Below are 24,590 nucleotides of genomic sequence, written 5' to 3' on the forward strand. Positions count from 1 at the left end.
GTGCGCAAGCGCGGGGGCTCCAATGGGGGCACGCGCTTGTGACCCCATTGGCGGTTGAGGCATCAGAGGCAAGGTGAACACTGAAGTGATAACAACCGAACCGATCGCTAAGCCAAAACTTTACCCCTTCGCTACTGCATCAATCAACGACATCTCTTCACTGCTCAGCAACTTCTCAATATCCACCAAAATCAGCATTCTTTCGCCAAGAGAACCTAAACCTGTCAGGTACTCCGTCGCCAAAGTGACGGCAAATTCAGGGGCTGGGCGGATCTGTTCATTGGTCAATGACAGCACATCAGACACACCATCAACGACAATACCGACAACACGATGATCAAGATTCAGCACAATCACCACGGTATTTTCGTTATAACTGACGCCCTTTTGTGCAAATTTAACCCGCAGGTCAATAATAGGCACGATGACACCACGTAAGTTGGTGACACCTTTGATAAATGCTGGGGTGTTAGCAATGCGGGTCACCTGATCGTAACCACGGATCTCTTGCACTTTGAGAATATCAATGCCGTACTCTTCGTCGCCCAGCGTAAAAATCAGGAACTCTTGTCCTACCGTTTCGCCAGCCAGCTTCGTGACGGTTGCTAGTCCTGCCATGTGTTTACCCTTCAATCAGTAGGTTGAATTTATGTTTTTTTTCAGGGCCGAGAACATCATTCACGGCCCTGCACCTGTTTACATATGGATTCCATACAGGCGCTATACAGGGACATTTGCTATGCGGCGGCGGTATCTTCAACCGTGACGCGTTTTTCCCGGTTTAGGGCCTGCAAAGCTGACACATCAACAATTAACGCCACGCTGCCATCACCTAATATGGTCGCAGCTGAAATTCCTGGCACCTTCCGATAGTTACTTTCCAGGTTTTTCACCACCACCTGATGTTGACCGATCAATTGGTCTACCAGCAGTGCATAACGACGACCGGCACTTTGCAGAATCACAACAATGCCCTGAGTGGCTTCAGTTTTAGCATTTTCAACGTCAAATACTCGATACAGTTCAACCAGCGGGAGATACTCGCCGCGCACTTGTAACACCCGTTCCCCACCCGCCAGTGGGTGCAGATCTTCTGCCAGCGGTTGCAGCGATTCCATCACGGCGTTGAGTGGCAAAATGAAGACTTCATCACTGACTTTGACGGACATGCCATCAAGAATAGCTAACGTCAATGGCAGCAAGATACGGATCGAGGTGCCAAGACCCGCCTGGAAACTGACTTGCACATGGCCGCCCATCTCCTGAATATTTCGCTTAACCACATCCATCCCGACGCCACGGCCAGAAACATCAGTCACTTGCTCAGCGGTGGAGAAACCCGGTGCGAAAATCAGCATCCCGACATCTTCATCGCTCATATGTTCATTGACCGCCATCCCTTGAGACTGCGCTTTCGCCAAGATTTTCTGCCGATTCAACCCTGCACCATCATCAAGAACTTCGATGCAAATATTGCCGCCCTGATGCTCAGCGGACAGTGTTAGATTGCCCACCGGCTGTTTACCGGCGGCGATACGAGTTTCTGCATCTTCAATGCCGTGATCGAGACTGTTACGAACCAAATGGGTTAATGGGTCGATAATGCGCTCGATCAGACTTTTATCCAGTTCGGTTGAGCTACCCAGTAACGTCAATTCAACCTGCTTATTGAGCTTGCTGGCCAAATCGCGCACTAAACGCGGGAAGCGGCTGAAAACATACTCCATCGGCATCATTCGGATCGACATAACGGACTCTTGCAAGTCACGCGCATTGCGCTCCAACTGCCCCATGCTATTGAGCAAATCACCGTTAATCACCGGGTCCAGTATGCTGGAGCGCTGTGCAAGCATGGATTGGGTGATAACCAGCTCGCCCACCAGGTTAATCAACTGGTCAACTTTCTCCACTGCGACACGGATACTGGTGGATTCACTGGCTTTCGCTTTCGGCTTCACATGCTCTGGGCTAGCGGGTACTGCAACAGCATCCACTTTTGCGGCGGTTTTGACTTCAGCAACAGGTGCGGCGGCTTGAGGCGCGACGGCAACAACAGCCACCTCTACCTCTGGTACTTCTGACGCAGGTTCTGACTCAGCCTGAACAAAACTAATTTGCTCCGGTTCCAGCACAAAACAGAGTACCGCGCTGATATCATCTTCATTGACCGAGGTAATCAAGGTCGCTTCAAGGCTATCAGCTGTCTGGTGGGGGTCTTTGACTTCGCCCAGATTGCCCAGTTCTTCCAGCATCAGCGGGATTTCTTGCTCTTTCAAGCCAGACAGGCGAATGCGCATACCGCCCTGAACCAAGGCCGGTGACTTGCCGCTCGCTTTCGCTTCAGCAGTTGCCGCCCCACTGCCCTGCGCGGCAGTTGGAACATTGCCCGCAGTCTGTTGTTCTAAGGCTTCAAGTGCCAATTGGCGCAATGCGTGGCAGATGTACTCAAAGCTTTCCGCATTGGGTTCCTGCGAGGTTTTGTAGGCGTCCAACTGTTCTTGCATAATATCTTTCGTTTCCAAAAACAGGTTGATGATATCAGTGCTCAAGCGCATCTCGTCGCGGCGGGCACCATCCAACAGGTTTTCCAACAGATGGGTTGTCTCTTGCAATACCGTAAAACCAAAGGTCGCTGCCCCACCTTTGATGGAGTGAGCAGCACGGAAAATGGCATTGAGTTGTTCATTGTCTGGTGCCAGCGGGTCCAGCAATAACAAGTGCTGCTCCATATCCGCCAGCAGTTCATCTGCTTCATCAAAGAACGTCTGATAAAACGCGGTAATATCCATGCTCACGGTGTCACCTCTACTGTGCGTCGCGGCTTGTCGGAGAGACCGGTGCATGACTTTCAGGTGCCGCTGGCAACGATGTCGTTGGCCCAGTGGCAGCTGGAGTGATGTTCCCCGTGCTCGATTGTTGTGTTTGTGGTGCTGTTATTGGCGATGCTGTTGTTGGCGATATAGATACTGGCGATGCCGGTACTTTCACTGGAACATCCGGTGCTGCTTTCGCCGGTTGTGGTCCCGTGGTTGAAACGGCCGATCCGGTGGCGACCGATTGCCCAGTAGATATTGCCGCTGGTGCGGACGGTGTCGCAGCGGTAACCGCTGATGTCGCTGCCGGAGCAGTGCCCGTCGCCTCAATCTGCTTCAAGCTTTCCGCTTTTTCGATATCCAACGCTCTGTTATCTAAATTCTCATGCTCAATATCATGTTGAGTCTGTTTGTTCAGCACCAGGATACTGATACGGCGGTTGACTGGATCATCCGATGCCTGCTCTTTGAGGCGCATAGTCGAAGCCATGCCCACCACGCGCAGCACTTTGCCCTCATCCAACCCCCCAATCAGCAATTCACGGCGCGACGCATTGGCACGATCCGCTGACAACTCCCAGTTGCTATAACCCCGTTCGCCGTTGGCGTAAGGCAGGTCATCGGTATGGCCAGACAGACTGATTTTATTCGGTATGTCATTCAGGATCGGGGCTATGGCACGTAAAATATCGCGCATATACGGCTCAACCTGTGCGCTCCCCATCTTGAACATCGGCCGATTTTGACTATCAATAATCTGAATTCTCAGACCTTCTTCCATCATGTTAATCAACAAATGCGGCCGCAACGCTCTCAGTCTTGGGTCAGATTCGATCAGTTGATCCAGCTTTTCCCGCAATTTATTGAGGCGGTACTCTTCTTTGCGACTCTCTTCTGAATCTATGTGCTTGCGCACCTCGCCCATTTGCTGGGTGGGATCATCACCGCCCCCAGGAATTGGGCTGGTACTAGAACTGCTTTTATCACCGCTGGTCAGCGCGACTTTCAATGGCGTACGAAAATAATCTGCAATTTGCGTCAACTGTTGCGGGCTGGAAACCGAGAGCAACCACATCACCAGAAAGAAGGCCATCATCGCGGTCATAAAGTCAGCGTAAGCGATTTTCCATGACCCACCATGGTGACCACCACCATGCTTGGCCTTGCGCTTTTTGACCAGAATAACGGGATGGTTCTGATGCTTCATGCGTCCTCTTCTGTCGTTTGCGGTGCCGGAGCTTTCACTCTGCGCACATGCTCTTCCAACTCAATGAACGATGGACGTTCCGTGGTGTAGAGCGTTTTACGACCAAACTCCACGGCAATTTGCGGTGCATATCCGTTCAGACTGGAAAGCAGTGTCACCTTGATGCACTGCATCATTTTGGTGGTTTCTGCACTCTGTTGACGCAATAAGGTCGCCAAAGGGGAAATAAATCCATAGGCCAGCAAAATACCCAGGAACGTCCCCACCATCGCATGGGCGATTAACGCGCCAAGTTCTGCGGCAGGTCGGTCTGCGGAAGCCAGGGCATGAACGACCCCCATCACCGCAGCAACAATGCCGAATGCAGGGAGAGAATCCCCCACCATCATCAAACTCCCAGCGGGAACTTCACACTCTTGCTCATGGGTGTCGATCTCTTCATCCATCAATGCTTCGATTTCAAAAGCGTTCATATTTCCGCTGACAATTAACCGTAAATAGTCGGTAATAAATTCGACTAATAACTTATCGGCCAAAATCCTCGGATAATTAGAGAAAATTTCACTTTCACGAGGGTTTTCTATATCCCGTTCCAGTGACAACATTCCCTGTTGGCGGGATTTTGCTAATAAGCGGTACAGCAGCGCCATTAAGTCCATATATAGGACTTTGTTATATTTAGAGCGGCGCATCAATTTTGGCATCGCCTTCATTGTGGCTTTTATTGCTTTACCATTGTTACCCACAATAAATGCACCAATACCTGCCCCACCGATTATTAAAAATTCAGCTGGCTGGTAAAGTGCGCCAAGGTGACCACCAACGATCATGTAGCCCCCAAAAACCGCACCTAAGACCACGATATAACCCAAAATAACTAACACGCGATATCCTTAGCAAAGTGTGTGGGTGGAAGGTGAGGTGTTAGCACCTTTTGAGTGTGATGGATTGCCATTAACTGGCTACAGAAACGGTATCCATACCGCGGCTGTAACCAAAAATTCAGACAAACCAAAGAAACTCAAACTGCGCGTCTAACCTGCTCATCCAGCAGTTGTGAAGTTATATCGGCAGATTGCGGAGAAAGTTTACGTTTTTTTACTGCGCGGGAAGGTGGCTGGCAGAGACTACAAACAAAACTGTTTCGTGGCAGGTGTGCATGGGTGATAAAAGTCCCACCACAGCAGTTGCAACCAGAGAGCTGCAACATACCACTGTCAACGAATCGAACCAGCGTCCAGGCACGGGTTAACGCCAGCAATGGCGGGATTCCCGCCTGATCAGGGCACTGTTCAAGATAGAGACGATAAGCCTTAATAACGGCCTCAACACCGGTGCATTGACCGCTTTTTAGCAAGAAGCTATAGGCGTTATAAAACATCGATGAATGAATATTTTGTTCCCAAGTCATAAACCAATCGGTCGAAAACGGTAACATTCCTTTCGGTGGTGGACTGCCTCTCAGCTCTTTGTAGAGCTTAATTAAACGCCCTCGACTGAGTTGCGTTTCGCTTTCCAACATCTGTAAACGCGCACCTAAGGTTATCAACTCCATTGCCAAATGAATGTCTTTGGCTTCCTGGACAATACTTTTCTCAACCATCTGTCATGCTCTTTTCTTGGGCGCGCTACCGTCTTTTAACGATAGTTCGTGGAGTAAGTGGCTCGACAATAAAATTCCGGTGTGGATTTGCTGCAAGTCATCCACACGAGATTCTTTCGTCAGATGATGAATAGTATTGTGATCACTGAAACGGAAATGACAGACTAATTGGTTAGTCTCAGCCAATTTAACCATCTGCGGTAAAGTTAACTGTGATAATGCATCGGCCATGCTGTCAGTAATTCCCAAGCGAAACATCGCTGAGGCTTTCTCATCGTTAATTAACCGTTGCGCTAAGAGCAAATATGACAAATTAATATCATAAATATGTTTGAGTAATTCAGACGTACTCATTTTACACATCCCGACTGATTATGTTTTAACACATAAGTTGGATGATAATATTTTTCACCCAAGACCTGGGATCCTTCCCGTTGTACAGTTAATTAGAACCTATAGAACTAAAAGTAATTGAAATTTACTGGTGCTACGTTACAAAAATACCATTTGGGTATGAAACAACATGTCGTAGGCTTGGCAGCTCTGTTTTGTGCTGCTCTGATAATGCACCTACGTCATGGAACTTTGCTTACAAAATATTAGGATTATTCCTAAAGGAGGCCAACTCTACTCCCGAATCGTTAGCACATACAATGTGACTAGTGATTCATTTTAAATGTAATGTGACGAAGATCACAAAAATAAAATAAAAAGTTGCTACTGCCCACCACAATCGCTCATTTTCTAACCACGCACGCGTTCAAAAAACAACCAGAAGTCAGAAAAGAGCTAAAAAACTAAGGATATAGCCCTAATTCTTACTGTTTTTAGATCAATTCGAACAAATGAATTTCTAAAGTAAAATAGCAGAACAAAAATCTGTCATAACCCGAAATAATTAGCATTAAGGACTATAAAGTCACTTAATTACTCGGCAAGAGTATAAGTAACCAAGCGAAACTATTTTGTTTTAACGAATACTTATGCGATTTCAAGCAACACCCTTTATCGATCGTTTATTAGCCAATTTACCTTTTAGCGTTAAAAAGATTCACGTCACGTATTAAAAAAGGCAACAGAGGTAACCGTATGTTTCATGCCTGCTTAATTGGACACATTTTCTCAGCCACGTTTTCAACTCTGGTTCATATCCGCATTTTTGCAAGGACTTGTGAATAAAATGTAAGATAAATTAATTAATAATGTTTGAGGTATAAGTTTCACGCGCGATTCTTTGATTGCTAAATTAATTAACTTACTGCAATAAATCACTTTTTTAGCCGGTTGCGGCCAAACGTGATTAATATCCCATTTCTGAAATGTGTGATCCCCTAATCTTTAATCAATAGTCGTGCTTATGGGAGCCTAATGATGGGATACAGCAATGTACTGGTCGCAGTTGCTCTTTCACCCGAAAGCCAACAACTGGTTGATAAAGCCGTTTCTATCGTTCGCCCCTATAACGGCAACGTTTCGCTCATCACATTGACGACAGAACCCGAAATGTACAGCAGCTATGCTGCTCCTATGCTCGGTGATTTGCGATCGGTGTTACAAGAAGAAGCACAGTTATTTATGGAGGAGTTGGCGATTAATGCTGACTATCCCATTAAGAGTCGAACCGTAGTTCATGGTGAATTCGCCGATAGCCTGGCTTACTACTGCCGGCAACAGCATATTGATTTAGTCATCTGTGGCAACCACAGCACCCGTTTGATGAATAAATTCTCTTGCTCAGCGGCCCGGCTGATCAATACCAGCACCGTGGATGTCCTGATCGTCCCACTTTAGTTCACTCGCCAACTTCGGCTTATGGCACTGTCCTACCTAACTTACAGTGCCATTTTTCGGCTTCCGCACTATTAGCAAAGCCCCCCTAAAGAGTTCTACTATGATTTTCTGCACTCACTCTTTTTAGCATCCATATATAGCTCTATCAAAGTAAGGGAATCTGATGCCTCAAGATAAAACCAATAACCGCCGTATTCTGTTGGCTTCGCGGCCTCACGGCACGCCGACCAACGAAAATTTCACGTTAGATATACAACCCATCCCACAACCCGCGGCTGGCCAGGTATTGCTGCGTACCCGTTATCTGTCTCTTGATCCCTATATGCGTGGCAGGATGAGTGATGCACCATCCTATGCCGCGCCGGTTAAAGTGGGTGACGTCATGGTCGGTGGTGCCGTCTCCCGAGTTGAAATTTCAAACCATCCCGATTTTCAGGTTGGTGATTGGGTACTCGCGCAAAGCGGCTGGCAAGATTATGTTCTATCCGATGGTTCGGGCATCCGCAATCTAGGGCCACAGCTCTCCCATCCTTCACGCGCATTAGGGGTGCTAGGTATGCCCGGTTTTACCGCCTATATGGGATTATTGGATATTGGTCAGCCCAAAGCCGGTGAAACATTGGTGGTTGCTGCTGCGAGCGGAGCTGTCGGTTCTGTCGTTGGGCAAATAGGTAAACTGAAAGGATGCAAAGTCGTTGGCATTGCTGGCGGAGCCGAAAAATGCCGCTATGTTGTGGATGAGTTGGGTTTCGATGTCTGTATTGACCATCGGGCAACAGATTTTGCACAGCAACTGGAGAGTGCTTGCGGCGAAGGCATTGATATCTACTACGAAAATGTCGGCGGTGCAGTATTTGACGCAGTATTACCATTGCTGAACCCACGCGCTCGCGTTCCTGTTTGCGGCTTAATATCCCGCTATAACGACACTGAATTACCTGATGGCCCAGACCGGATGCCTCTGCTACAAAGCATCATTTTGCGTAAACGGATTCGGATGCAAGGCTTTATCATTTTTGATGATTACGGCCACCACTTCGACGATTTCCTGCAACAAATGACACTGTGGGTTGATCAGGGAAAAATCAAGTTCCGCGAAGACTTGGTTGATGGGTTAGAAAATGCGCCGCAAGCCTTTATTGGCCTACTGGAAGGTAAAAACTTTGGCAAGCTGGTGATTCGCGTGAGCAATGAATAGAAAACTGGCGGATCATCGTCATTATTCCGGGGCCAATTGGCCCCGGTTAGCTATCTATTTATCTATTTATCTATCTATCTATCTATCAAATCATATTATGTAAACATGACTGCAGTTAGAACCACTTACCGAAACGGCGAATGTAGAATTGTTTCATCAGTTGCGCAACAACACAGTAGCTGATCAGAGTCCCTGCTAGCCATGGGAAATATTCCCATGGTAGTGGTACTAAGCCGACCAAGGTTCCCAGCGGTGAAAACGGAATATAGATACCGATCGCCATGATTACCCCTGTCGTTAACAGCACTGGCAACGCCGCCGTACTTTGAATAAACGGAATCTTCTGTGTGCGCAACATATGGACAACCAATGTTTGCGACAACAAACCTTCAATAAACCAGCCTGACTGGAACAAAGCCTGATGCTCGACACTGTTTGCGGCAAAAACAAACCACATCAATGCAAAGGTTGTAATATCAAAAATGGATGAAGTTGGCCCAATCCACAGCATAAAGCGGCCGATATTTTTAGCATCCCACTTGCGCGGTTTACGTAAAAACTCTTTATCCATCTTATCCCATGGCAGTGAAAGCTGGGAAATGTCATACATCAGGTTTTGTAACAGTAGGTGGATAGCTAGCATCGGTAAAAACGGAATAAATGCGCTGGCAACTAATACCGAGAATACATTACCGAAATTAGAACTGGCTGTCATATTCAGATACTTGATGATATTACCGAAGGTTTCACGCCCAATAATGACCCCCTCCTCAAGCACCATCAGATTCTTTTCCAACAAAATGATATCTGCTGACTCTTTGGCAATATCCGTGCCGGTATCAACCGAAATCCCCACATCAGCATCGCGCAACGCCGGAGCATCGTTGATGCCATCCCCCAGAAAACCCACAGTATGCCCATTACTTTGCAGCATTTTCAGCACCCGCGATTTTTGTAACGGCGTCAGCTTGGTAAACACCGTGCGCAACTCCACTTCCCGCGCCAGCGTTTCATCGTCCATGGTTTCAATCTCACGACCACTCAGCGGCTCGCCCGGTTCCAGCCCCACGTCACGACAGATTTTTGCCGTAATAATTGGGTTATCGCCCGTTAACACTTTGACGGCGACGCCGTTTTCACGCAACGCGGTGATCGCCGCCTCGGCGCTCTCTTTCGGTGGGTCGAGGAACGTCAGTAACCCTTGCACCACCAGATCACGTTCATCAGCAATATTTAACGGCAACTCACTGGCTTGCGTCCCTAACTCACGGGTCGCCAGCAGCAACACACGAAAACCGTCTTCATTATATTGCGTGGCTAGTGCCAGTAATTCGGCGCGGCGGCACTCATCCAAGGGGAGGATTTCGTTCCCCTCGCGGACTTGGGTGCAGATGCTCAGCATCTCCTCCACCGCACCTTTACAGATTAAGCGCTGATGTTGCTGCTCATCTTTTACCACGATCGACAAACGACGGCGGATGAAATCAAAGGGCAGCTCATCCACTTTATTAAAACCACGCAGCGCATCTATCTCGGGTTTGCCTCGGCTAAACTTGATGACCGCTTGATCCATCAGATTGCGCATGCCGCTTTGGTGGAAACTGTTGAGCCACGCCAGTTGCAACACTTTCTGGTCATTACTGCCACTGGCATCTAAATGGTGCTCAAGAATGATACGATCTTGCGTTAACGTGCCGGTTTTATCCGTGCACAACACATCCATGGCACCAAAGTTTTGTATTGCGTTCAATCGCTTAACCACAACTTTACGCCGTGACATTGCAATTGCGCCTTTCGCCAGGTTAGAGCTGACAATCATCGGCAACATTTCTGGGGTCAACCCCACCGCAACCGCCAATGCAAAGAGTGCTGCCTCGGTCCAATCCCCTTTGGTAAAGCCATTAATCAGCAATACAATTGGGACCATTACCAACATAAAGCGGATCAATAACCAACTGACACTGTTAACCCCGCGATCAAAAGCCGTTTGCGCACGATTACCCACAATCGACTTAGCAAGCGACCCGAAATAAGTATGCCCGCCAGTAGCAACCACCACTGCCATTGCCGTTCCACTGGCAACGTTAGTTCCCATCAGACAGATATTGGACAATTCAAGAAGTTCGCTCTCACTACTGGCATCTGCATCGACTGATTTTGAACTGATGGCCGCCATGGCATCGTACTTTTCGATAGGTATGGCTTCGCCTGTCAGAATCGCCTGACTAATAAATAGATCTCTGGATTTAATCAGCCGTAAATCAGCGGGGATCATATCTCCGGCTGACAATAGAATAATATCGCCCGGTACCAATTGCTTAATCGCAATTTCCTGTTTTGCTGGCTGAGCACTATGACTACTCCGGCGCAACACCGTTGCGGTGGTGCGCACCATTGATTTCAGTGCTTCTGCGGCTTTATTAGTCCGGAACTCCTGCCAGAAACGTAATAATCCACTGATCAATACCATGGTGACAATAATAGTGACGCCTACCAGATCGGTTTCCTCGCCCTTTTGCAATGGCAACCAATAGTCGGTAAAGAAACTAATGGTCGCCAAAACCATCAACACAAAAATAAACGGGTTATTAAATGCAGACAGTAATTGGGTCAAAGCGGGTGGCGCTTTTTCATGTGCAACTTGATTGATACCGTATAATTCTAACCGCTCTTTAGCATCTTCTTCAGTCAGGCCATTTAGATTGGCATTTAACTTGGATAATGTTTGATCCAAGCTATTCTTAGCCTCTAATGCAATAGTAAAAGGTTTTTTATTATTGCTGCGGCCGGTAGCTGTCTTTTTAAATTTGGTCATAACGCTTCTCTTTTAATTCTAAACGCACAGGGCTTACCCACTCAAATACTGAGATAAAGTTTGGATGGTTTGTGCTGAACTATTATTGCGCTGCCAATTTATATTTAATTAGCAGCAGCTAATTAAGTTAACTCCGGGGTGATCGTCCATAACAACTCCTTACTACCACATGGGTCAGTGCTATTTATTATTGATTGAAATAGAGATTAATTTATTTTATTAATTATGCCGGTAATTCAGATGCAATACGCCAATGAATAGAGCTAACGCTGCGTTCCAGACTGACACGGCAAACAATACCCTCAATTTCTTTTTGTGCTGCGGGTGTTGCTACTATCTCTGCACAAACTTCCAATTGACCAGGTTTAGCAATATCGGCACTACAGAGTGACTGTAACCGTAATGCCACACCATTTAACGCCTGTAAAATCAATGTACGGACCAATATCTCATCCGCTGTCCCGCAGGTGACCTGGATCCGGTAGCGTACTTCTAAATCTACGGCTTGTTGCTGGGGCTGCAAGTTAATACGATGTGCAGCTTCCCGCAGCAATATATTGGCGCACAGAATAACCGCAGTCGCCGCCACTGCATTCCAATACAATCCCAGACCACAAAGCACACCAATACCCGCTGAACACCAAAGTGTTGCTGCGGTATTCAATCCTCGGATATTCATGCCTTCGCGCATAATGACGCCCGCCCCAAGGAATCCAATTCCGGAAACAACTTGAGCGGCAATACGCCCAGGACTGTCCGGTGAGGTGGCATAAGAACTCAGTATAAATACTGCAGCACCGGTGGCGACCAATGCATTGGTACGTAAACCCGCCATACGTTGACGCCATTGCCTTTCAGCACCAATTAACGCGCCGAGGCACATTGCCAATAATAAATTTACGACAAAAGGAGTTATTGCCATGATTCTCTCCATGATCTAATCATTGGTAGAATAATCATGTGCTATTTAGCACACAGGTAATTGTGCTGAGAGAGATACCTAAGGTATTACTCAGCAAGAACCCATGTCTACGCCGGGAGGAAATAGTGCGTGGCTGTTAAATTTCATAATAAAAACCCAAATTAATACCCTCGATAATTTCTTATCGAGTTAAAACATTATTGGGGTTGCACAGCTCAGGAAATAGAGAGAGGGTGCTGCCCGCCATTTTTCGGCAAGCAACAAATCAGTAGGGAGATGAGTTAGCTTGCCTTGCTTATTTGACTACTACTTTGCGTATCCATTAGTTTCTCCATCTGATTTTTTCAAGAGTATAGTTGCGAGTGATTATTATGTAAAGCTTATATTCCTAAACAAACCCTAAACCAAACCAAGTGAATTAAATAATAAAGATTAATATTTTTAATATTGGTAACTAATTAATTTCTTTGAATGAGTGGATATTATCCTCACGGATCTCATCACGGGAAAAGATGACTCCCGAGTAACCTCAATCCCCCGCCATTCTCCGACTGCGCTTTGGTTCCGAAAATCGACTATCAAGTCATTGACTCAATTACAGAAATGTAAGGAATCTTTAATCTAAATTGCGATCGTGATCTCATTTATAGCCCTAACGATTTTAGGGCCGTTGCCGATAGGTTCTTAAAGGATAGTTTGGATTATTTTAAATATAGGGGTGGATGAATTTTAAGTAGCGATGCCTGCGCCCAAAGTGATCGAAGTGACAGCGAACCAAGCTGCCACTTCAAGTCAGCAGGGTATGGCAGGCAAGGACCTTTCCTCGAGCGACTATAGAAACGGAACTGACAATGAAACGTGGAAGTACGCATCAGCCATTGGAACGAAAAATAACGCCAGAACTGGATACAAAGACAAAAGTATTGTTTGTTAATAACATGCGTCTGGTCACTTTGTTTATCGCCATCTTGGCAGGGATACTGCTGTTATTTGCAGCGGCAATTGGAACATCCGGCTACTTTTTAAAGCAGAGTAATCAATCACTTGAAGAAGCAACCCAAGAGCTGGATATCCGACTGGGCCTGTCTAATAGCTCTAATTACCTGCGCACTGCACGCCTTATTCTTATTCAGGCAGCATCATCGGCACGTATCGGTGATACCGAGGGTTACCAGCAGGGTTTGAAAAGTGCTGAAGGCTGGATTGCTCAGTCACAGCAAATGTTTGACCTCTACTATAACCGCCCGATTAAATCTGAAACTGACACCGCTCTGGATGGACCGCTGAAAAAAGCCTATGAACAGTATCGCGACGACGGGATGAAACTCATGCTCGACGCGACCAAAGAGGGACATTTTGAAGAAGTTATCTCCCTTGAAGCTGAAAAACTCAATCAGTTGGACAGTGCTTACAATGAGCCACTGCTAAAAGCGGTTAAATATCGTACAGAACGGGCGACCCAAATTAATCAGACCGCCCAGCAAGAAGCGCGCCTCGGTTACCTACTGATGGGGGGGGCCTTTATCCTGGCGATCTTATTAACGTTGATCGCTTTTTTAGTGATCAGCAGGGTCATCATCAAGCCGATTAACTGGCTGGTAGAACGCATTCAGCGCATTGCTCAAGGTGATCTGACGCAAACGCCCGTTGCCTTTGGCCGCAATGAGATCGGTGTATTGGGCAACAATATTCAGCAAATGCAGGATTCATTATCCACTACGGTCGAAGCTGTTCGCAGCAGTGCTGAATCTATTTACCAAGGCTCCAGCGAAATCGCACTGGGCAATACCGATCTCTCGGCACGCACTGAGCAGCAAGCCGCCTCACTTGAACAGACTGCCGCCAGCATGGAGCAACTCACCGCAACAGTGAAACAAAACGCAGAAAATGCACACCATGCTAGCCAACTGGCTGCGAATGCCTCGGCTAAAGCGGCCCAAGGTGGGGATATCGTTGATGATGTCGTCAGCACAATGGATAAAATATCCCTCAGCTCAATGAAAATTGCTGAAATTACCAATGTCATTAATAGTATCGCTTTCCAAACCAATATTCTGGCACTGAATGCTGCCGTAGAAGCCGCTCGCGCTGGTGAACAAGGCCGTGGTTTTGCCGTGGTCGCCAGCGAAGTGCGCAATCTGGCACAACGCAGTGCAGATGCCGCTAAAGAGATAGAGTTATTGATTGAGGCATCTGTTGACTTGATTGGTGATGGCTCAATTCTGGTGTCTGATGCCGGTAAAACAATGAGCGAGATTGTAACAGCCGTCACTCATGTCACTGATATTATGGGTGAAATAGCTTCTGCCTCTGATGAGCAAAGTCGTGGTATTAGCCAAGTTGCGCAAGCTGTTTCGGAAATGGATAACGTGACGCAACAAAACGCCTCTTTAGTGCAGGAAGCTTCCGCTGCGGCAGCATCTCTGGAACAACAAGCTGAAGTACTGACGCAAGCTGTTGCGGTGTTCCATCTAAATGGCCATAAACCTGCCTCTAAGATTAAAACATCAATACCTGCGCCAACAGGTCAAAACAGCAAGGGTGTGAATAAGAAGTCAGGTGATGACTCGCTAAATTGGGAAACCTTCTGAGTTATTAGCCACTAAAATTCAGCCAAGCTAAGAGTGATAACAGTAAATAGCAAAACCGGAGGCAAGGCAGACACCTTCCTCCGGTTTTTTATTGTAAAGCGCTAATACAACACCCGATGCTACTTGTGCAACGGCTCAACAAAAGTGCCATCATGGCTATCAATTTCATTAAAGAACCAGACACCTGCTGGATAATCTTCCAGTGCAACCAGGTACATGACGCCCTCACTAAACTGCTCTACCTCTAAAACAACCCCTTCACGTCGTGGGCCGCCATCGGTTTTTACTGTCACCCGATCATTCACTTTCATGATATTACCTTCGATTAAATCAATGCCACTAGTGTATACCCAAGTCATTGGAGTTGCAGCTAGCCCCCCTGCGACTTTAAGTATAAAGGGTATAGTACAGAATCAAATGAGAATGATAAGGCTTACGAACAGGGAACGGTATGCTTTTGGTGAATTTATTTAAGGCGAGAGAGGCAGTTGTTCGTATAACAAGTAGACTTGAGTCAGTCAGTGGAACTAAAAGAACGACTAGCTCGTTCGGAGGGGTTTTTACATCAAAAATTTACTGTGTACAGTCGATTTTACTTTACGCGAGATAATAAAAAACCCGCCTTAGCGGGTTTTTTGATAATCAGCCAAAGGCCAATTAGATTGCAGTTACGTTTGCTGCAGACGGACCTTTAGCACCGTTCTCGATAGAGAACTGTACATTCTGGCCTTCAGCCAGGGTCTTGAAGCCTTGATCTTGGATTGCAGAGAAGTGAACGAACACGTCTTTGCTGCCATCAGCTGGAGTGATGAAACCGAAGCCTTTAGACTCGTTGAACCACTTTACTTGACCTTTCATCATGTTAGACATGTTTATTTCCTTTATTAAAAAATTTTGCCACCATGGGCGTGTTATAGCCGGTTATCAGTCGTTACTTATGGAGGCACTATGAAGGAAATTCGTCAGTGAAGAGCTATCAACGATAACGCTTTAAATATGAACCACTTTACTCAAGATGTCGTGCATAAATAGGTCTGTACCACAGGCCGAGACGCATTAACTCATGACCGGCTTTTAATAGCAACTCTTTTTGGCAAGCAAACACAAGATTCTTGATCAGCTGCCTAAAATAGAGCCAAAAAAGCCATTTATTATACTCTTGATGCTCTTTTTTACACGGAATAATCGCCAAATTAATTCCCCCCTGAATCAAGGTGCACTGGTGCATTTAGGAAAAATAATATCAAAATGCGCTAAATGGTCTGCTTTTCATCACGTTTATCCGTCAGCGCTAAAAGTTTATCTTAATATTTTGCTAGAATAAGCAGCCACCTACCCCGAGAGAGAGACATGAGGCCTAAATCTGTCACTTTAGATGATGTTGCACGCCAAGCTGGTGTTTCCTATCAAACCGTATCACGTGTTTTAAATCAGGCGGCTCATGTCTCACCCAAAACCCGCAGTAAGGTTGAACAGGCCATGACTGACCTGAACTATGTTCCTAACCGGGTGGCGCAGCAATTGGCAGGCAAGCATAGTCTGACCCTAGGGCTAGCAACCACGGACCTCTCTCTACATGCCCCCTCGCAAATCGCAGCAGCAATAAAAAGCAAAGCCCGTGAGTTGGGGTACTCAATCGTCATTGCCATGGTAGATGACCACAGTGACCATGCCTGTCAGCAGGCCATAAATGAGCTATTAGCTCAGCGAGTTGATGCCATTTTAGTGAATGTTCCTCTGAAACCAACGCGCAGTCAGAAGGTTGTCCAGCAATGTGCTGGAACTCCGGTATTGTTTCTGGACGTGGACCCCCAATCTGCCACTTTCAGTGTTTTGTTTGATCCCAAAGTCGGTGCCATTCAGGGGGCAGAACATCTCATTGCCCTAGGTCACCAACAAATAGCACTGATCTGTGGGCCGAAAGATGCCATTTCAGCTCAATTGCGCCATCAGGGCTGGCTACAGGCCCTGAGCAGTGCTTCATTAGCACCGCAGGCGGTCTATCACGGGGAGTGGGACGCGCGAAGTGGTTATCAGGCAACGCAGAAACTCATTACCAGCCACATCCCATTTAGTGCCATTTTAGTGGCTAACGATCAAATGGCGCTTGGCGTGTTACGTGCACTGCATGAGCATAATGTCGATGTGCCTGGTCAGGTCTCCGTTATTGGTTACGATGACACCGCAGACAGCGCCTATTTCCAGCCGCCACTGACCACCATTAGGCAAAATTTCAAACTTTTGGGTGAAGAGAGCGTCTCCCGCCTGATAGTCCGGTTGCACCATATCATCGAGCCCCCTTCTGAAACTTTATTATTAGCCACCAAGCTCACGATACGTCAGACAACCGCGCCATTTACGACTAAAAACGAATAAATGCGATCACTCTCGACTATTTAACCAACAGCTATTTACTTTATCTGCCACTGAATTCATCTTGTTGGCATCGCAATTGTGAGCGCATAACATTCTTTTTTATCGCTGACTAAAACAAGATAATTATCGCAGAAATGAGGTTGATATCATGACGTCACAGCAGAGGATTCAACAGCAGGCTAAGCCAACCCTATCGCAGATTTTGTCTCGTAGGGACTGGGAGAACCCGCAAGTGACGCAATATCATCGCCTTGAGGCGCATCCCCCCTTTCAGAGTTGGCGTGACATTAACGCAGCACAAAGTGACTCACCTTCTGCACAGCGGCAGTTGCTTAATGGGCTGTGGTCGTTTAGCTATTTTACTCAGCCGGAGCACGTCCCTGATAATTGGATTGATCAAGATTTAGCGGGGGTAAAGACACTGCCAGTCCCCGCCAATTGGCAGCTCCATGGCTATGACACGCCAATTTATACTAATGTCCAATACCCTATTCCCGTTGATCCACCCTACGTGCCGAAGGAGAACCCAACTGGCTGCTATTCCCGTGATTTTACGTTAGCGCCAGATTGGCTTGCGTCAGGTCAAACGCGCATTATTTTTGATGGCGTTAATTCAGCGTTTTATCTGTGGTGCAATGGGGTATGGGTCGGTTACTCCCAAGACAGCCGCTTGCCCGCTGAATTCGATCTCACTCCTTATTTGCAGGCAGGAAATAACCGTATCGCCGTTTTAGTGCTGCGTTGGAGTGATGGCAGCTATCTGGAAGATCAAGATATGTGGCGCATGAGCGGTATTTTTCGTGATGTCAGTTTGCTGCATAAGCCAGAGATTCACTTGCGTGATATCCATATCGCGACTCATCTATCCCCGGAGTTCAGCTTTGCCAATTTAGATGTGATGGCAGCGATTAACATCCCACCGCTTGATATCAATGACCCACTCGTCACCGAAGCCTATCAAGTCCGCGTGCAACTTTGGCTAGTCGATAAGTTGATTGCGAGCTTGCAACAACCTCTGGGGACTCAGGTGATTGACGAACGTGGCCATTATTCGGATCGCACCCGCCTGTGCTTGCGAGTCGAACAGCCCTCATTATGGAGCGCGGAGCAGCCGACACTGTATCGTGCTGTTGTTTCCCTGCTTAATAACAGAAATGAACTGATTGAGGCTGAAGCCTATGATGTCGGTTTCCGACAGGTTGCCATTCATCAGGGCCAGCTAAAGGTTAATGGTAAAGCGATACTGGTTCGTGGCGTTAATCGTCATGAACACCATCCGCAAACCGGCCAGGTAATAGATGAAGAAAGCATGCGGCAAGACATTATCCTGATGAAGCAACATAACTTTAATGCCGTGCGCTGCTCCCACTATCCAAACCACCCCTTATGGTACCGATTATGTGATCGTTATGGTCTGTATGTGGTTGACGAAGCCAATATCGAAACACATGGAATGCAGCCTATGGGGCGTTTAGCAGACAATCCGCAGTGGTTCTCTGCGTTCAGCGAGCGAGTGACACGGATGGTTCAGCGTGACCGCAACCACCCTTGTATCATTATCTGGTCGTTGGGCAACGAATCAGGTCATGGTGCAACCCATGATGCTCTCTATCGTTGGGTTAAAAGCAGTGACCCTACTCGTCCAGTACAATATGAAGGGGGCGGCGCAAACACTCCCGCTACCGACATTGTATGCCCCATGTATGCCCGTGTAGATGAAGACCAGCCTTTTCCTGCGGTACCCAAATGGTCAATTAAGAAATGGGTTGGCTTACCGGATGAGTCTCGCCCATTAATTTTGTGTGAATATGCCCATGCAATGGGTAATAGCTTCGGCGGTTTTGCCCGCTATTGGCAAGCATTCCGCCAATATCCTCGGCTACAAGGAGGATTTGTTTGGGATTGGGTAGATCAAAGCCTCACCCGCCATGATGAGCATGGTCAGCCTTATTGGGCATATGGTGGTGATTTTGGCGATAGACCCAATGACCGCCAATTCTGTATGAATGGGTTAGTCTTCCCTGACCGCAGCCCGCATCCAAGCTTGTACGAAGCGCAGTGCGCGCAACAATTCTTCCAATTTTCATTGGTGAGTACCACACCACTGGTGATCAGTATCACCAGTGAATATCTGTTCAGAAGCAGCGACAATGAACGCCTCTATTGGCGCATTGAATGCGGAGGTGAAATCGTGCTAGAAGGTAGCCTCACGCTGTATTTACTCCCCGAAAGTACACGCCATTACACACTGGCCGAGCAGTTGCCTATCATCGATAATCCTGACAATTTATGGTTGAACGTTGAGATCAGACAGGTGAGCAAAACGCCTTGGTCGCCAAGTGATCATCGTAGCGCATGGCATCAGTGGCATTTACCGCAGGCCCTTTCTACGCAACCAAGTCCTTTACCCGAAGACAATGCACTAAGCCCCCTTCAACTACACCAAGACACACACCACATTATGGTGACACACCAACAGCAGCGCTGGCAGTTCAATCGTCAATCTGGGTTGTTAGAACAGTGGTGGGTGGGCGAAAATCCAATGTTACTCAGCCCGCTATGCGATCAGTTTGTCCGTGCGCCGCTTGATAACGATATTGGTATCAGTGAAGCCACTCGTATCGATCCCAACGCCTGGGTTGAGCGCTGGGAGAAAGCGGGAATGTATCATTTAGAGCCGCGTTGTTTATCATTGCAGGCCGATAGTTTATCCAGCTCAATACAAATCAGTGCCGAATATAGCTACGAGTATGCAGGTCAACGGTTATTGCACACCCATTGGCTATACCGTTTTGATCAGCAAGGCCGTATGACCATTGATGTCCGTACGCAAGTGGCGACAGCACTCCCCCCTCCGGCAAGAATCGGTATGTGCTGTCAATTATCAGATATCGCAGAAAGAGTTGACTGGATAGGATTAGGACCACATGAAAACTACCCTGACAGACAACTATCGGCACAATATAGCCATTGGTCACAACCCCTTGAGCAGATGCACACTGCCTACATATTCCCAAGCGAGAATGGGTTGCGCTGTAATACCAGCACCTTGAATTACGGTCATTGGCGAATGACCGGCCACTTCCATTTCGGTATCAGCCGTTACAGCACAGAGCAACTCATGACCACCAGCCACCAGCACCTACTTAAACCAGAGCAAGGGACTTGGCTGAATATTGACGGTTTCCATATGGGTGTTGGCGGCGACGACTCATGGAGTCCTAGTGTCCATTTAAATGACTTACTGACAGACAAAATCTATCAGTACCAAGTTTGCTGGCAATACAACGCTTAGATTTGTGGGGGTAAGTTTAGACTTGTGGAGCAAAGAGCCATTGAGCCTGTAACGATATTAGTGCGCAGTTTCAGATTTATACCTATATCGACACTGGCGTAACACTCATACAATCAAAGCGTTCAAACATCTCTTAGTCTTGATTTTTACAATGCCTTGTTTGTCGCCATGCAAGTCTGTCCATACATGTACGACTCCTTTGTAAATTTATGCGCCCACCCTATTGGGCGCTTTTTTTTGATTTTTTAGCGACTACGATGCCGCCAACCTCCTGACTCAGGTCATTACTTCAGCACATTCTCGCCATGAATTATTTCGATTACAGCGCTAAGATACTCACTCAATCACTGTTATAGCATTTGACCTAGCACCTTCATGCGACAGAGGAATTCTATGAAATTATCAACTCATCTTCCGACAAACATGGTCGCGATTGAAATTACACAGTCTGGCGGACCGGAAGTATTAGTGCCGGTAACTCGGCCTATTCCTATGCCTGCTTCGGGTGAAGTACTGATTAAGGTTTCCGCAGCAGGTGTTAACCGCCCTGATGTCATGCAACGTCGTGGTCAATATGCACCACCACCAGGGGCATCCGATATCCCCGGACTAGAAGTTGCTGGCGAAGTGGTTGCTATCGCTGCCGATGTTAGCCGCTTTAAGATCGGAGACAGAGTCTGTGGGTTAATCGCGGGTGGGGGGTATGCTCAGTACTGCGTTATACACGAAACCAATGCCTTGCCTATCCCCGATAGCCTTACTGATATTGAGGCTGCGGCGCTACCAGAAACATTTTTCACTGTATGGACCAATCTATTCCAGCGTGGGCATTTTACCGCAGGTGAAACCCTGTTAATTCATGGAGGATCTTCCGGTATAGGAACCACGGCAATATTACTCGGTAAGGCATTTGGCGCAAAAACCCTGATAGTCACAGTGGGCTCTGAGGAGAAACGCCAGGCCTGCCTGGCTCTGGGTGCAGATGTTGCCATTAACTATCACTCTCAGGACTTTGTCGCTGAAACCAAGCGGGTCACATCAGGAAAAGGCGTTGATGTTATTGTCGACTTAATTGCCGGAGATTATGTCGCACGCAATTATGAAGCTGCTGCCATGAATGGCCGCATTGTTCAGATTGGTACGCAGAATGCTCATGCCAAGGACCTTAACCTAATGTTAATGTTGCTAAAACGCTTAACACACACCGGTTCTACATTACGTTCACGCAGCGTGGCAGAGAAAGCCTTGATAGCCAAAGAGCTGGAGCAACAAGTTTGGCCGCTACTGAGTGAGAACAAAATCAAGCCACAGATCTTCCGCACCTTCCCATTAGAAGAGGCATCAAAAGCACATGCATTAATGGAAGGCAGTACGCATATCGGCAAAATTGTCCTGACAGCTTAACGCTGTTTTGAGACCATGATTACCCGCATGGTGATAACCTATGAGGTGAGAGCGAGTATTAAACGATCGCTTTCACCTGATGAATAAATAAATTACACTTCAATTATCCGCCTACTCACCTATAACAGTTTAGCTAGCGAATTTATTAAACTGCTATACTTTAGCTTTAAACTTCCATGCTAATCTATAACGAGCGTTATGGTTTAATTCTAAGAGTTTTTAATCACAAGGTTATAATTATGGACATAATTAAGAAGATATTAATCGACGATATCGCAAGAATTAATCATAAAGAAAAAAGAGATGGTCGGTTAAAATTTAATAGCGATTTTGTCTACAAGCACCCATATCTGTGTCTGGCGATGTTAGTATCATACTTTTTTGTTTTAGTTTTGATGTACTTAACACCCTATTTTGGCACTGGATATATGATTGCCTTTACCCTTTTCTTTGTCCTAATGTCAGCAATCTTGATGATGGAGATCAAACCCGTATTTAGATTTGAGGATATAGGCGTGCTTGATTTACGTGTCTGCTACAACGGCGAGTGGTTCTTTAGTCGCGCGTTATCAACACAGGCTATTGATGAAATATTGAATAGTGAAAATATCAGCGATGAATTTAAGAATCGCTTTAAACATATTATTAGCAACAAAGGCGAGATAGATTTTTACGATGTCTATGACTTGGCCTATCTGCAAAAAAAGTCGACGTCATCCAATGAGATGAGTGCAATCACCTCATTAACTCGCACCTCTGCTTGAGACAGTAACAAGCGTTCAGATTCAAAAACACTTTTGCCCCGCAGGGGCCAGAGTGTTCACAATAGGTTGGCCTTTTTATTTATCAGATACATTAGATTTATTAGGCAAATGTCAGTAACCCATTAAAAAATCGCCTATAATAATGCTAATGCACCTAATAATAAGAGGCCAGTATTGGTATGGATAAGATTGACGAACAATTGATTGCCATTTTAGCGGAAAACGCCCGTATCTCGCTGAAAGACTTGTCCCAACAAGTGAATCTCTCCTCCCCCAGCACATCCGAACGTCTCCGGCGCTTTGAAGAACGAAATATCATCCGTAGCTATACATTAGACCTAGACCAACGGGCATTTGGTTATAACTTGCAAGCTATTGTCCGCGTTAAGCCCTTGGTAGGGACGCTGCATATTGTCCAGCAGATGATTCAAGCTACACCAGAGTGCGTTGAATGTGACAAAGTGACCGGTGACGATTGTTTTATTAGCCGCTTACATATTCAATCGATGGAACAATTGGATACCATCACTGATCGCTGGTCAGAACACGCTGAAATCCAAACTTCGATTGTAAAATCATCACCTATTATGCGGCGGTTACCGCCATTAGCGCCGTTGGTTGGGCGCTGTAAATGCTAAAAATTGTGTTACAAACCTCACTTTGTCTTAAATAAAGAGTTATGATTCCAATCATTGAATGAATATCTAACAGCGGATAATCGATGAGCAGTGATAATCTAAATCAGGCGTCAGATTCATTGATTCTTACGCTACCCAACAGCCGTTGGGACCAAAGTTATACGGAAGGCAACAGTGCCGTTGAAGCCCTGGAGCAAGGTAAAGTCCTGTTCTTACCCCATCTTGCTTTTGAACTAAGTGAACAGGAAAAGCAGTTGCTTAATCCTGCATTGGTTGATGTGAAACGTAAGAATATCAGCTTCAAGCCACAGGAAGGCGTACTTACCGGTGTCACCGATGAAAGCAAAGTCGCCCTCACCCGCCAGTTGCTTGAACGTTATTACCAAAGTTGCCTCAATCTGGTCAATCAATTATTGCCGGAGTACACCTCCGTCCTGCATAGCCCGACCAATAGCCTGCGTTTGCACCCCGTAACCGCTTGGCGCGATAAGACGTCTTGGCGTAAAGATGATAGCCGCTTACATGTTGATGCTTTCCCTTCGCGTCCTAATTATGGCGAGCGTATTATACGCATCTTCTCTAATATCAATCCGCATGGTGAGCCTCGCTCATGGCGGGTAGGTGAAGACTTTACGCAGCTTGCTAGCCGGTATTTACCCCAACTTGAGCGCTATTCTCCCCTCAGTAGTTGGTTGCAACATAAGGTGGGTATCACTAAGCGCCGCCGTAGCCATTACGACCATCTGATGCTTCAGCTACACGATAAAATGAAATCAGACCTGAATTATCAAAAAAATGGTCTGCAACAAGCGATTGATTTCCCTCCGGGCAGCAGTTGGATCTGTTTTTCTGATCAAACTCCTCACGCGGCGATGGGTGGGCAATATATGCTGGAACAAACTTTCCTGCTGCCTGTTACCGGAATGAAAACCCCTCAGCAATCTCCGCTAAAAATATTGGAATCATTGACACAAAAGACACTAATATAGCTCATCGCTTATTACCGAGTACATTCTGCATAGGAATCCGTAATAGCCGGATTCCTTATTAATTTAACGTCGCCGCGCGAAACTGTATTCCCCATCGGTTCACTGCAAAAAAAATTGGCTACCCCACTTGATCCCCAATGAAAAAATAAATATCATTTTTCACGTTGAGTCAGCAATGGCTATA

Annotated in this window: 19 protein-coding genes; 9 read left to right on the plus strand and 10 right to left on the minus strand. The window is 46.7% G+C overall.

The genetic code is table 11. The features are described 5' to 3' along the window. Window positions 1–120 precede the first annotated feature (120 nt). The 6 genes from cheW to flhD form a co-directional block, all read right to left on the minus strand. Window positions 121–618, minus strand: a complete 498-nt coding sequence (gene cheW / locus ACZ76_RS01140) for a chemotaxis protein CheW (protein WP_048616040.1) — start codon at window positions 616–618, stop codon at window positions 121–123. Window positions 619–737: 119 nt separating this feature from the next. After that, window positions 738–2,789 (minus strand): chemotaxis protein CheA, encoded by a 2,052-nt coding sequence (cheA, locus tag ACZ76_RS01145; protein ID WP_048616042.1) that lies wholly within the window; start codon window positions 2,787–2,789, stop codon window positions 738–740. Between the two features lie 16 nt (window positions 2,790–2,805). Beyond that, a complete protein-coding gene (gene motB, locus ACZ76_RS01150; RefSeq protein ID WP_048616044.1) occupies window positions 2,806–4,020 on the minus strand; it encodes a flagellar motor protein MotB in 1,215 nt (404 codons plus the stop codon). Further along, window positions 4,017–4,904, minus strand: coding sequence for a flagellar motor stator protein MotA (gene motA / locus ACZ76_RS01155; RefSeq protein ID WP_048616046.1), 888 nt, complete (start codon window positions 4,902–4,904; stop codon window positions 4,017–4,019). Before motA ends, motB begins: the two co-directional genes overlap by 4 nt. A 137-nt stretch (window positions 4,905–5,041) precedes the next feature. Next, window positions 5,042–5,623, minus strand: coding sequence for a flagellar transcriptional regulator FlhC (gene flhC, locus ACZ76_RS01160; RefSeq protein ID WP_048616048.1), 582 nt, complete (start codon window positions 5,621–5,623; stop codon window positions 5,042–5,044). A gap of 3 nt (window positions 5,624–5,626) precedes the next feature. Next, on the minus strand, window positions 5,627–5,977 hold the full coding sequence (gene flhD / locus ACZ76_RS01165) for a flagellar transcriptional regulator FlhD (RefSeq protein WP_032813040.1): 351 nt from the start codon (window positions 5,975–5,977) through the stop codon (window positions 5,627–5,629). Window positions 5,978–6,994: 1,017 nt separating this feature from the next. Here flhD and uspC point away from each other — a divergent pair. Continuing rightward, the gene (uspC, locus tag ACZ76_RS01170; protein WP_048616054.1) at window positions 6,995–7,414 is read left to right on the plus strand and encodes a universal stress protein UspC; all 420 of its coding nucleotides are present in this window, start codon (window positions 6,995–6,997) and stop codon (window positions 7,412–7,414) included. A 163-nt stretch (window positions 7,415–7,577) separates the two neighbouring features. Then, the gene (locus tag ACZ76_RS01175) at window positions 7,578–8,612 is read left to right on the plus strand and encodes an NADP-dependent oxidoreductase (RefSeq protein ID WP_048616056.1); all 1,035 of its coding nucleotides are present in this window, start codon (window positions 7,578–7,580) and stop codon (window positions 8,610–8,612) included. Between the two features lie 115 nt (window positions 8,613–8,727). Here the strand turns inward: ACZ76_RS01175 and mgtA are convergent, their stop codons facing one another. Together mgtA and ACZ76_RS01185 are read right to left on the minus strand one after the other, a co-directional pair. Then, window positions 8,728–11,427, minus strand: coding sequence for a magnesium-translocating P-type ATPase (mgtA, locus tag ACZ76_RS01180; protein ID WP_048616058.1), 2,700 nt, complete (start codon window positions 11,425–11,427; stop codon window positions 8,728–8,730). Window positions 11,428–11,650: 223 nt separating this feature from the next. Then, a complete protein-coding gene (locus ACZ76_RS01185) occupies window positions 11,651–12,349 on the minus strand; it encodes an MgtC family protein (RefSeq protein WP_048616060.1) in 699 nt (232 codons plus the stop codon). A gap of 851 nt (window positions 12,350–13,200) precedes the next feature. On the opposite strand from ACZ76_RS01185, the gene ACZ76_RS01190 reads away from it, so the two are divergent. Further along, window positions 13,201–14,940, plus strand: coding sequence for a methyl-accepting chemotaxis protein (locus ACZ76_RS01190; RefSeq protein ID WP_048616061.1), 1,740 nt, complete (start codon window positions 13,201–13,203; stop codon window positions 14,938–14,940). Between the two features lie 119 nt (window positions 14,941–15,059). On the opposite strand, the gene dsrB is transcribed toward ACZ76_RS01190, so the two are convergent. Together dsrB and cspE are read right to left on the minus strand one after the other, a co-directional pair. Continuing rightward, a complete protein-coding gene (dsrB, locus tag ACZ76_RS01195) occupies window positions 15,060–15,251 on the minus strand; it encodes a protein DsrB (protein ID WP_005277391.1) in 192 nt (63 codons plus the stop codon). Window positions 15,252–15,597: 346 nt separating this feature from the next. Further along, entirely contained in the window at window positions 15,598–15,810 is a 213-nt protein-coding gene (gene cspE, locus ACZ76_RS01200; protein ID WP_002210893.1) for a transcription antiterminator/RNA stability regulator CspE, read from the minus strand. Window positions 15,811–16,290: 480 nt separating this feature from the next. Here cspE and ACZ76_RS01210 point away from each other — a divergent pair, with 480 nt between their 5' ends. The 6 genes from ACZ76_RS01210 to ACZ76_RS01235 all read left to right on the plus strand — a co-directional run bounded on the left by ACZ76_RS01210 (window position 16,291) and on the right by ACZ76_RS01235 (window position 24,406). Then, window positions 16,291–17,316: a LacI family DNA-binding transcriptional regulator gene (locus tag ACZ76_RS01210; RefSeq protein ID WP_048616067.1), complete on the plus strand. Its 1,026-nt coding sequence runs from the start codon at window positions 16,291–16,293 to the stop codon at window positions 17,314–17,316. A gap of 148 nt (window positions 17,317–17,464) precedes the next feature. Continuing rightward, complete coding sequence (locus ACZ76_RS01215; RefSeq protein ID WP_048616069.1) at window positions 17,465–20,611, plus strand: beta-galactosidase; 3,147 nt, start codon at window positions 17,465–17,467, stop codon at window positions 20,609–20,611. Window positions 20,612–21,004: 393 nt separating this feature from the next. Next, on the plus strand, window positions 21,005–22,015 hold the full coding sequence (locus tag ACZ76_RS01220; protein ID WP_048616071.1) for an NAD(P)H-quinone oxidoreductase: 1,011 nt from the start codon (window positions 21,005–21,007) through the stop codon (window positions 22,013–22,015). A gap of 239 nt (window positions 22,016–22,254) precedes the next feature. Beyond that, a complete protein-coding gene (locus ACZ76_RS01225; protein ID WP_048616073.1) occupies window positions 22,255–22,779 on the plus strand; it encodes a YlaC family protein in 525 nt (174 codons plus the stop codon). A 179-nt stretch (window positions 22,780–22,958) separates the two neighbouring features. Next, entirely contained in the window at window positions 22,959–23,417 is a 459-nt protein-coding gene (locus ACZ76_RS01230; protein WP_048616075.1) for an Lrp/AsnC family transcriptional regulator, read from the plus strand. Between the two features lie 83 nt (window positions 23,418–23,500). Beyond that, window positions 23,501–24,406, plus strand: a complete 906-nt coding sequence (locus tag ACZ76_RS01235; RefSeq protein WP_048616077.1) for a Kdo hydroxylase family protein — start codon at window positions 23,501–23,503, stop codon at window positions 24,404–24,406. Window positions 24,407–24,590 lie beyond the last annotated feature (184 nt).

Origin of the sequence: Yersinia aleksiciae (assembly GCF_001047675.1) — a bacterium.
In the GTDB taxonomy this organism is placed as follows: domain Bacteria; phylum Pseudomonadota; class Gammaproteobacteria; order Enterobacterales; family Enterobacteriaceae; genus Yersinia; species Yersinia aleksiciae.

Excerpts from the sequence above, each read along its gene's own strand:
- flhD (WP_032813040.1), bottom strand. The coding sequence starts at position 5,977 with ATGAGTACGTCTGAATTACTCAAACATATTTATGATATTAATTTGTCA.
- ACZ76_RS01190 (WP_048616061.1), top strand. The coding sequence starts at position 13,201 with ATGAAACGTGGAAGTACGCATCAGCCATTGGAACGAAAAATAACGCCA.
- ACZ76_RS01175 (WP_048616056.1), top strand. The coding sequence starts at position 7,578 with ATGCCTCAAGATAAAACCAATAACCGCCGTATTCTGTTGGCTTCGCGG.
- flhC (WP_048616048.1), bottom strand. The coding sequence starts at position 5,623 with ATGGTTGAGAAAAGTATTGTCCAGGAAGCCAAAGACATTCATTTGGCA.
- ACZ76_RS01185 (WP_048616060.1), bottom strand. The coding sequence starts at position 12,349 with ATGGCAATAACTCCTTTTGTCGTAAATTTATTATTGGCAATGTGCCTC.
- ACZ76_RS01230 (WP_048616075.1), top strand. The coding sequence starts at position 22,959 with ATGGATAAGATTGACGAACAATTGATTGCCATTTTAGCGGAAAACGCC.
- ACZ76_RS01235 (WP_048616077.1), top strand. The coding sequence starts at position 23,501 with ATGAGCAGTGATAATCTAAATCAGGCGTCAGATTCATTGATTCTTACG.
- ACZ76_RS01210 (WP_048616067.1), top strand. The coding sequence starts at position 16,291 with ATGAGGCCTAAATCTGTCACTTTAGATGATGTTGCACGCCAAGCTGGT.
- ACZ76_RS01225 (WP_048616073.1), top strand. The coding sequence starts at position 22,255 with ATGGACATAATTAAGAAGATATTAATCGACGATATCGCAAGAATTAAT.
- cheA (WP_048616042.1), bottom strand. The coding sequence starts at position 2,789 with ATGGATATTACCGCGTTTTATCAGACGTTCTTTGATGAAGCAGATGAA.
- mgtA (WP_048616058.1), bottom strand. The coding sequence starts at position 11,427 with ATGACCAAATTTAAAAAGACAGCTACCGGCCGCAGCAATAATAAAAAA.
- ACZ76_RS01215 (WP_048616069.1), top strand. The coding sequence starts at position 17,465 with ATGACGTCACAGCAGAGGATTCAACAGCAGGCTAAGCCAACCCTATCG.
- cheW (WP_048616040.1), bottom strand. The coding sequence starts at position 618 with ATGGCAGGACTAGCAACCGTCACGAAGCTGGCTGGCGAAACGGTAGGA.
- ACZ76_RS01220 (WP_048616071.1), top strand. The coding sequence starts at position 21,005 with ATGAAATTATCAACTCATCTTCCGACAAACATGGTCGCGATTGAAATT.
- cspE (WP_002210893.1), bottom strand. The coding sequence starts at position 15,810 with ATGTCTAACATGATGAAAGGTCAAGTAAAGTGGTTCAACGAGTCTAAA.
- uspC (WP_048616054.1), top strand. The coding sequence starts at position 6,995 with ATGGGATACAGCAATGTACTGGTCGCAGTTGCTCTTTCACCCGAAAGC.
- dsrB (WP_005277391.1), bottom strand. The coding sequence starts at position 15,251 with ATGAAAGTGAATGATCGGGTGACAGTAAAAACCGATGGCGGCCCACGA.
- motB (WP_048616044.1), bottom strand. The coding sequence starts at position 4,020 with ATGAAGCATCAGAACCATCCCGTTATTCTGGTCAAAAAGCGCAAGGCC.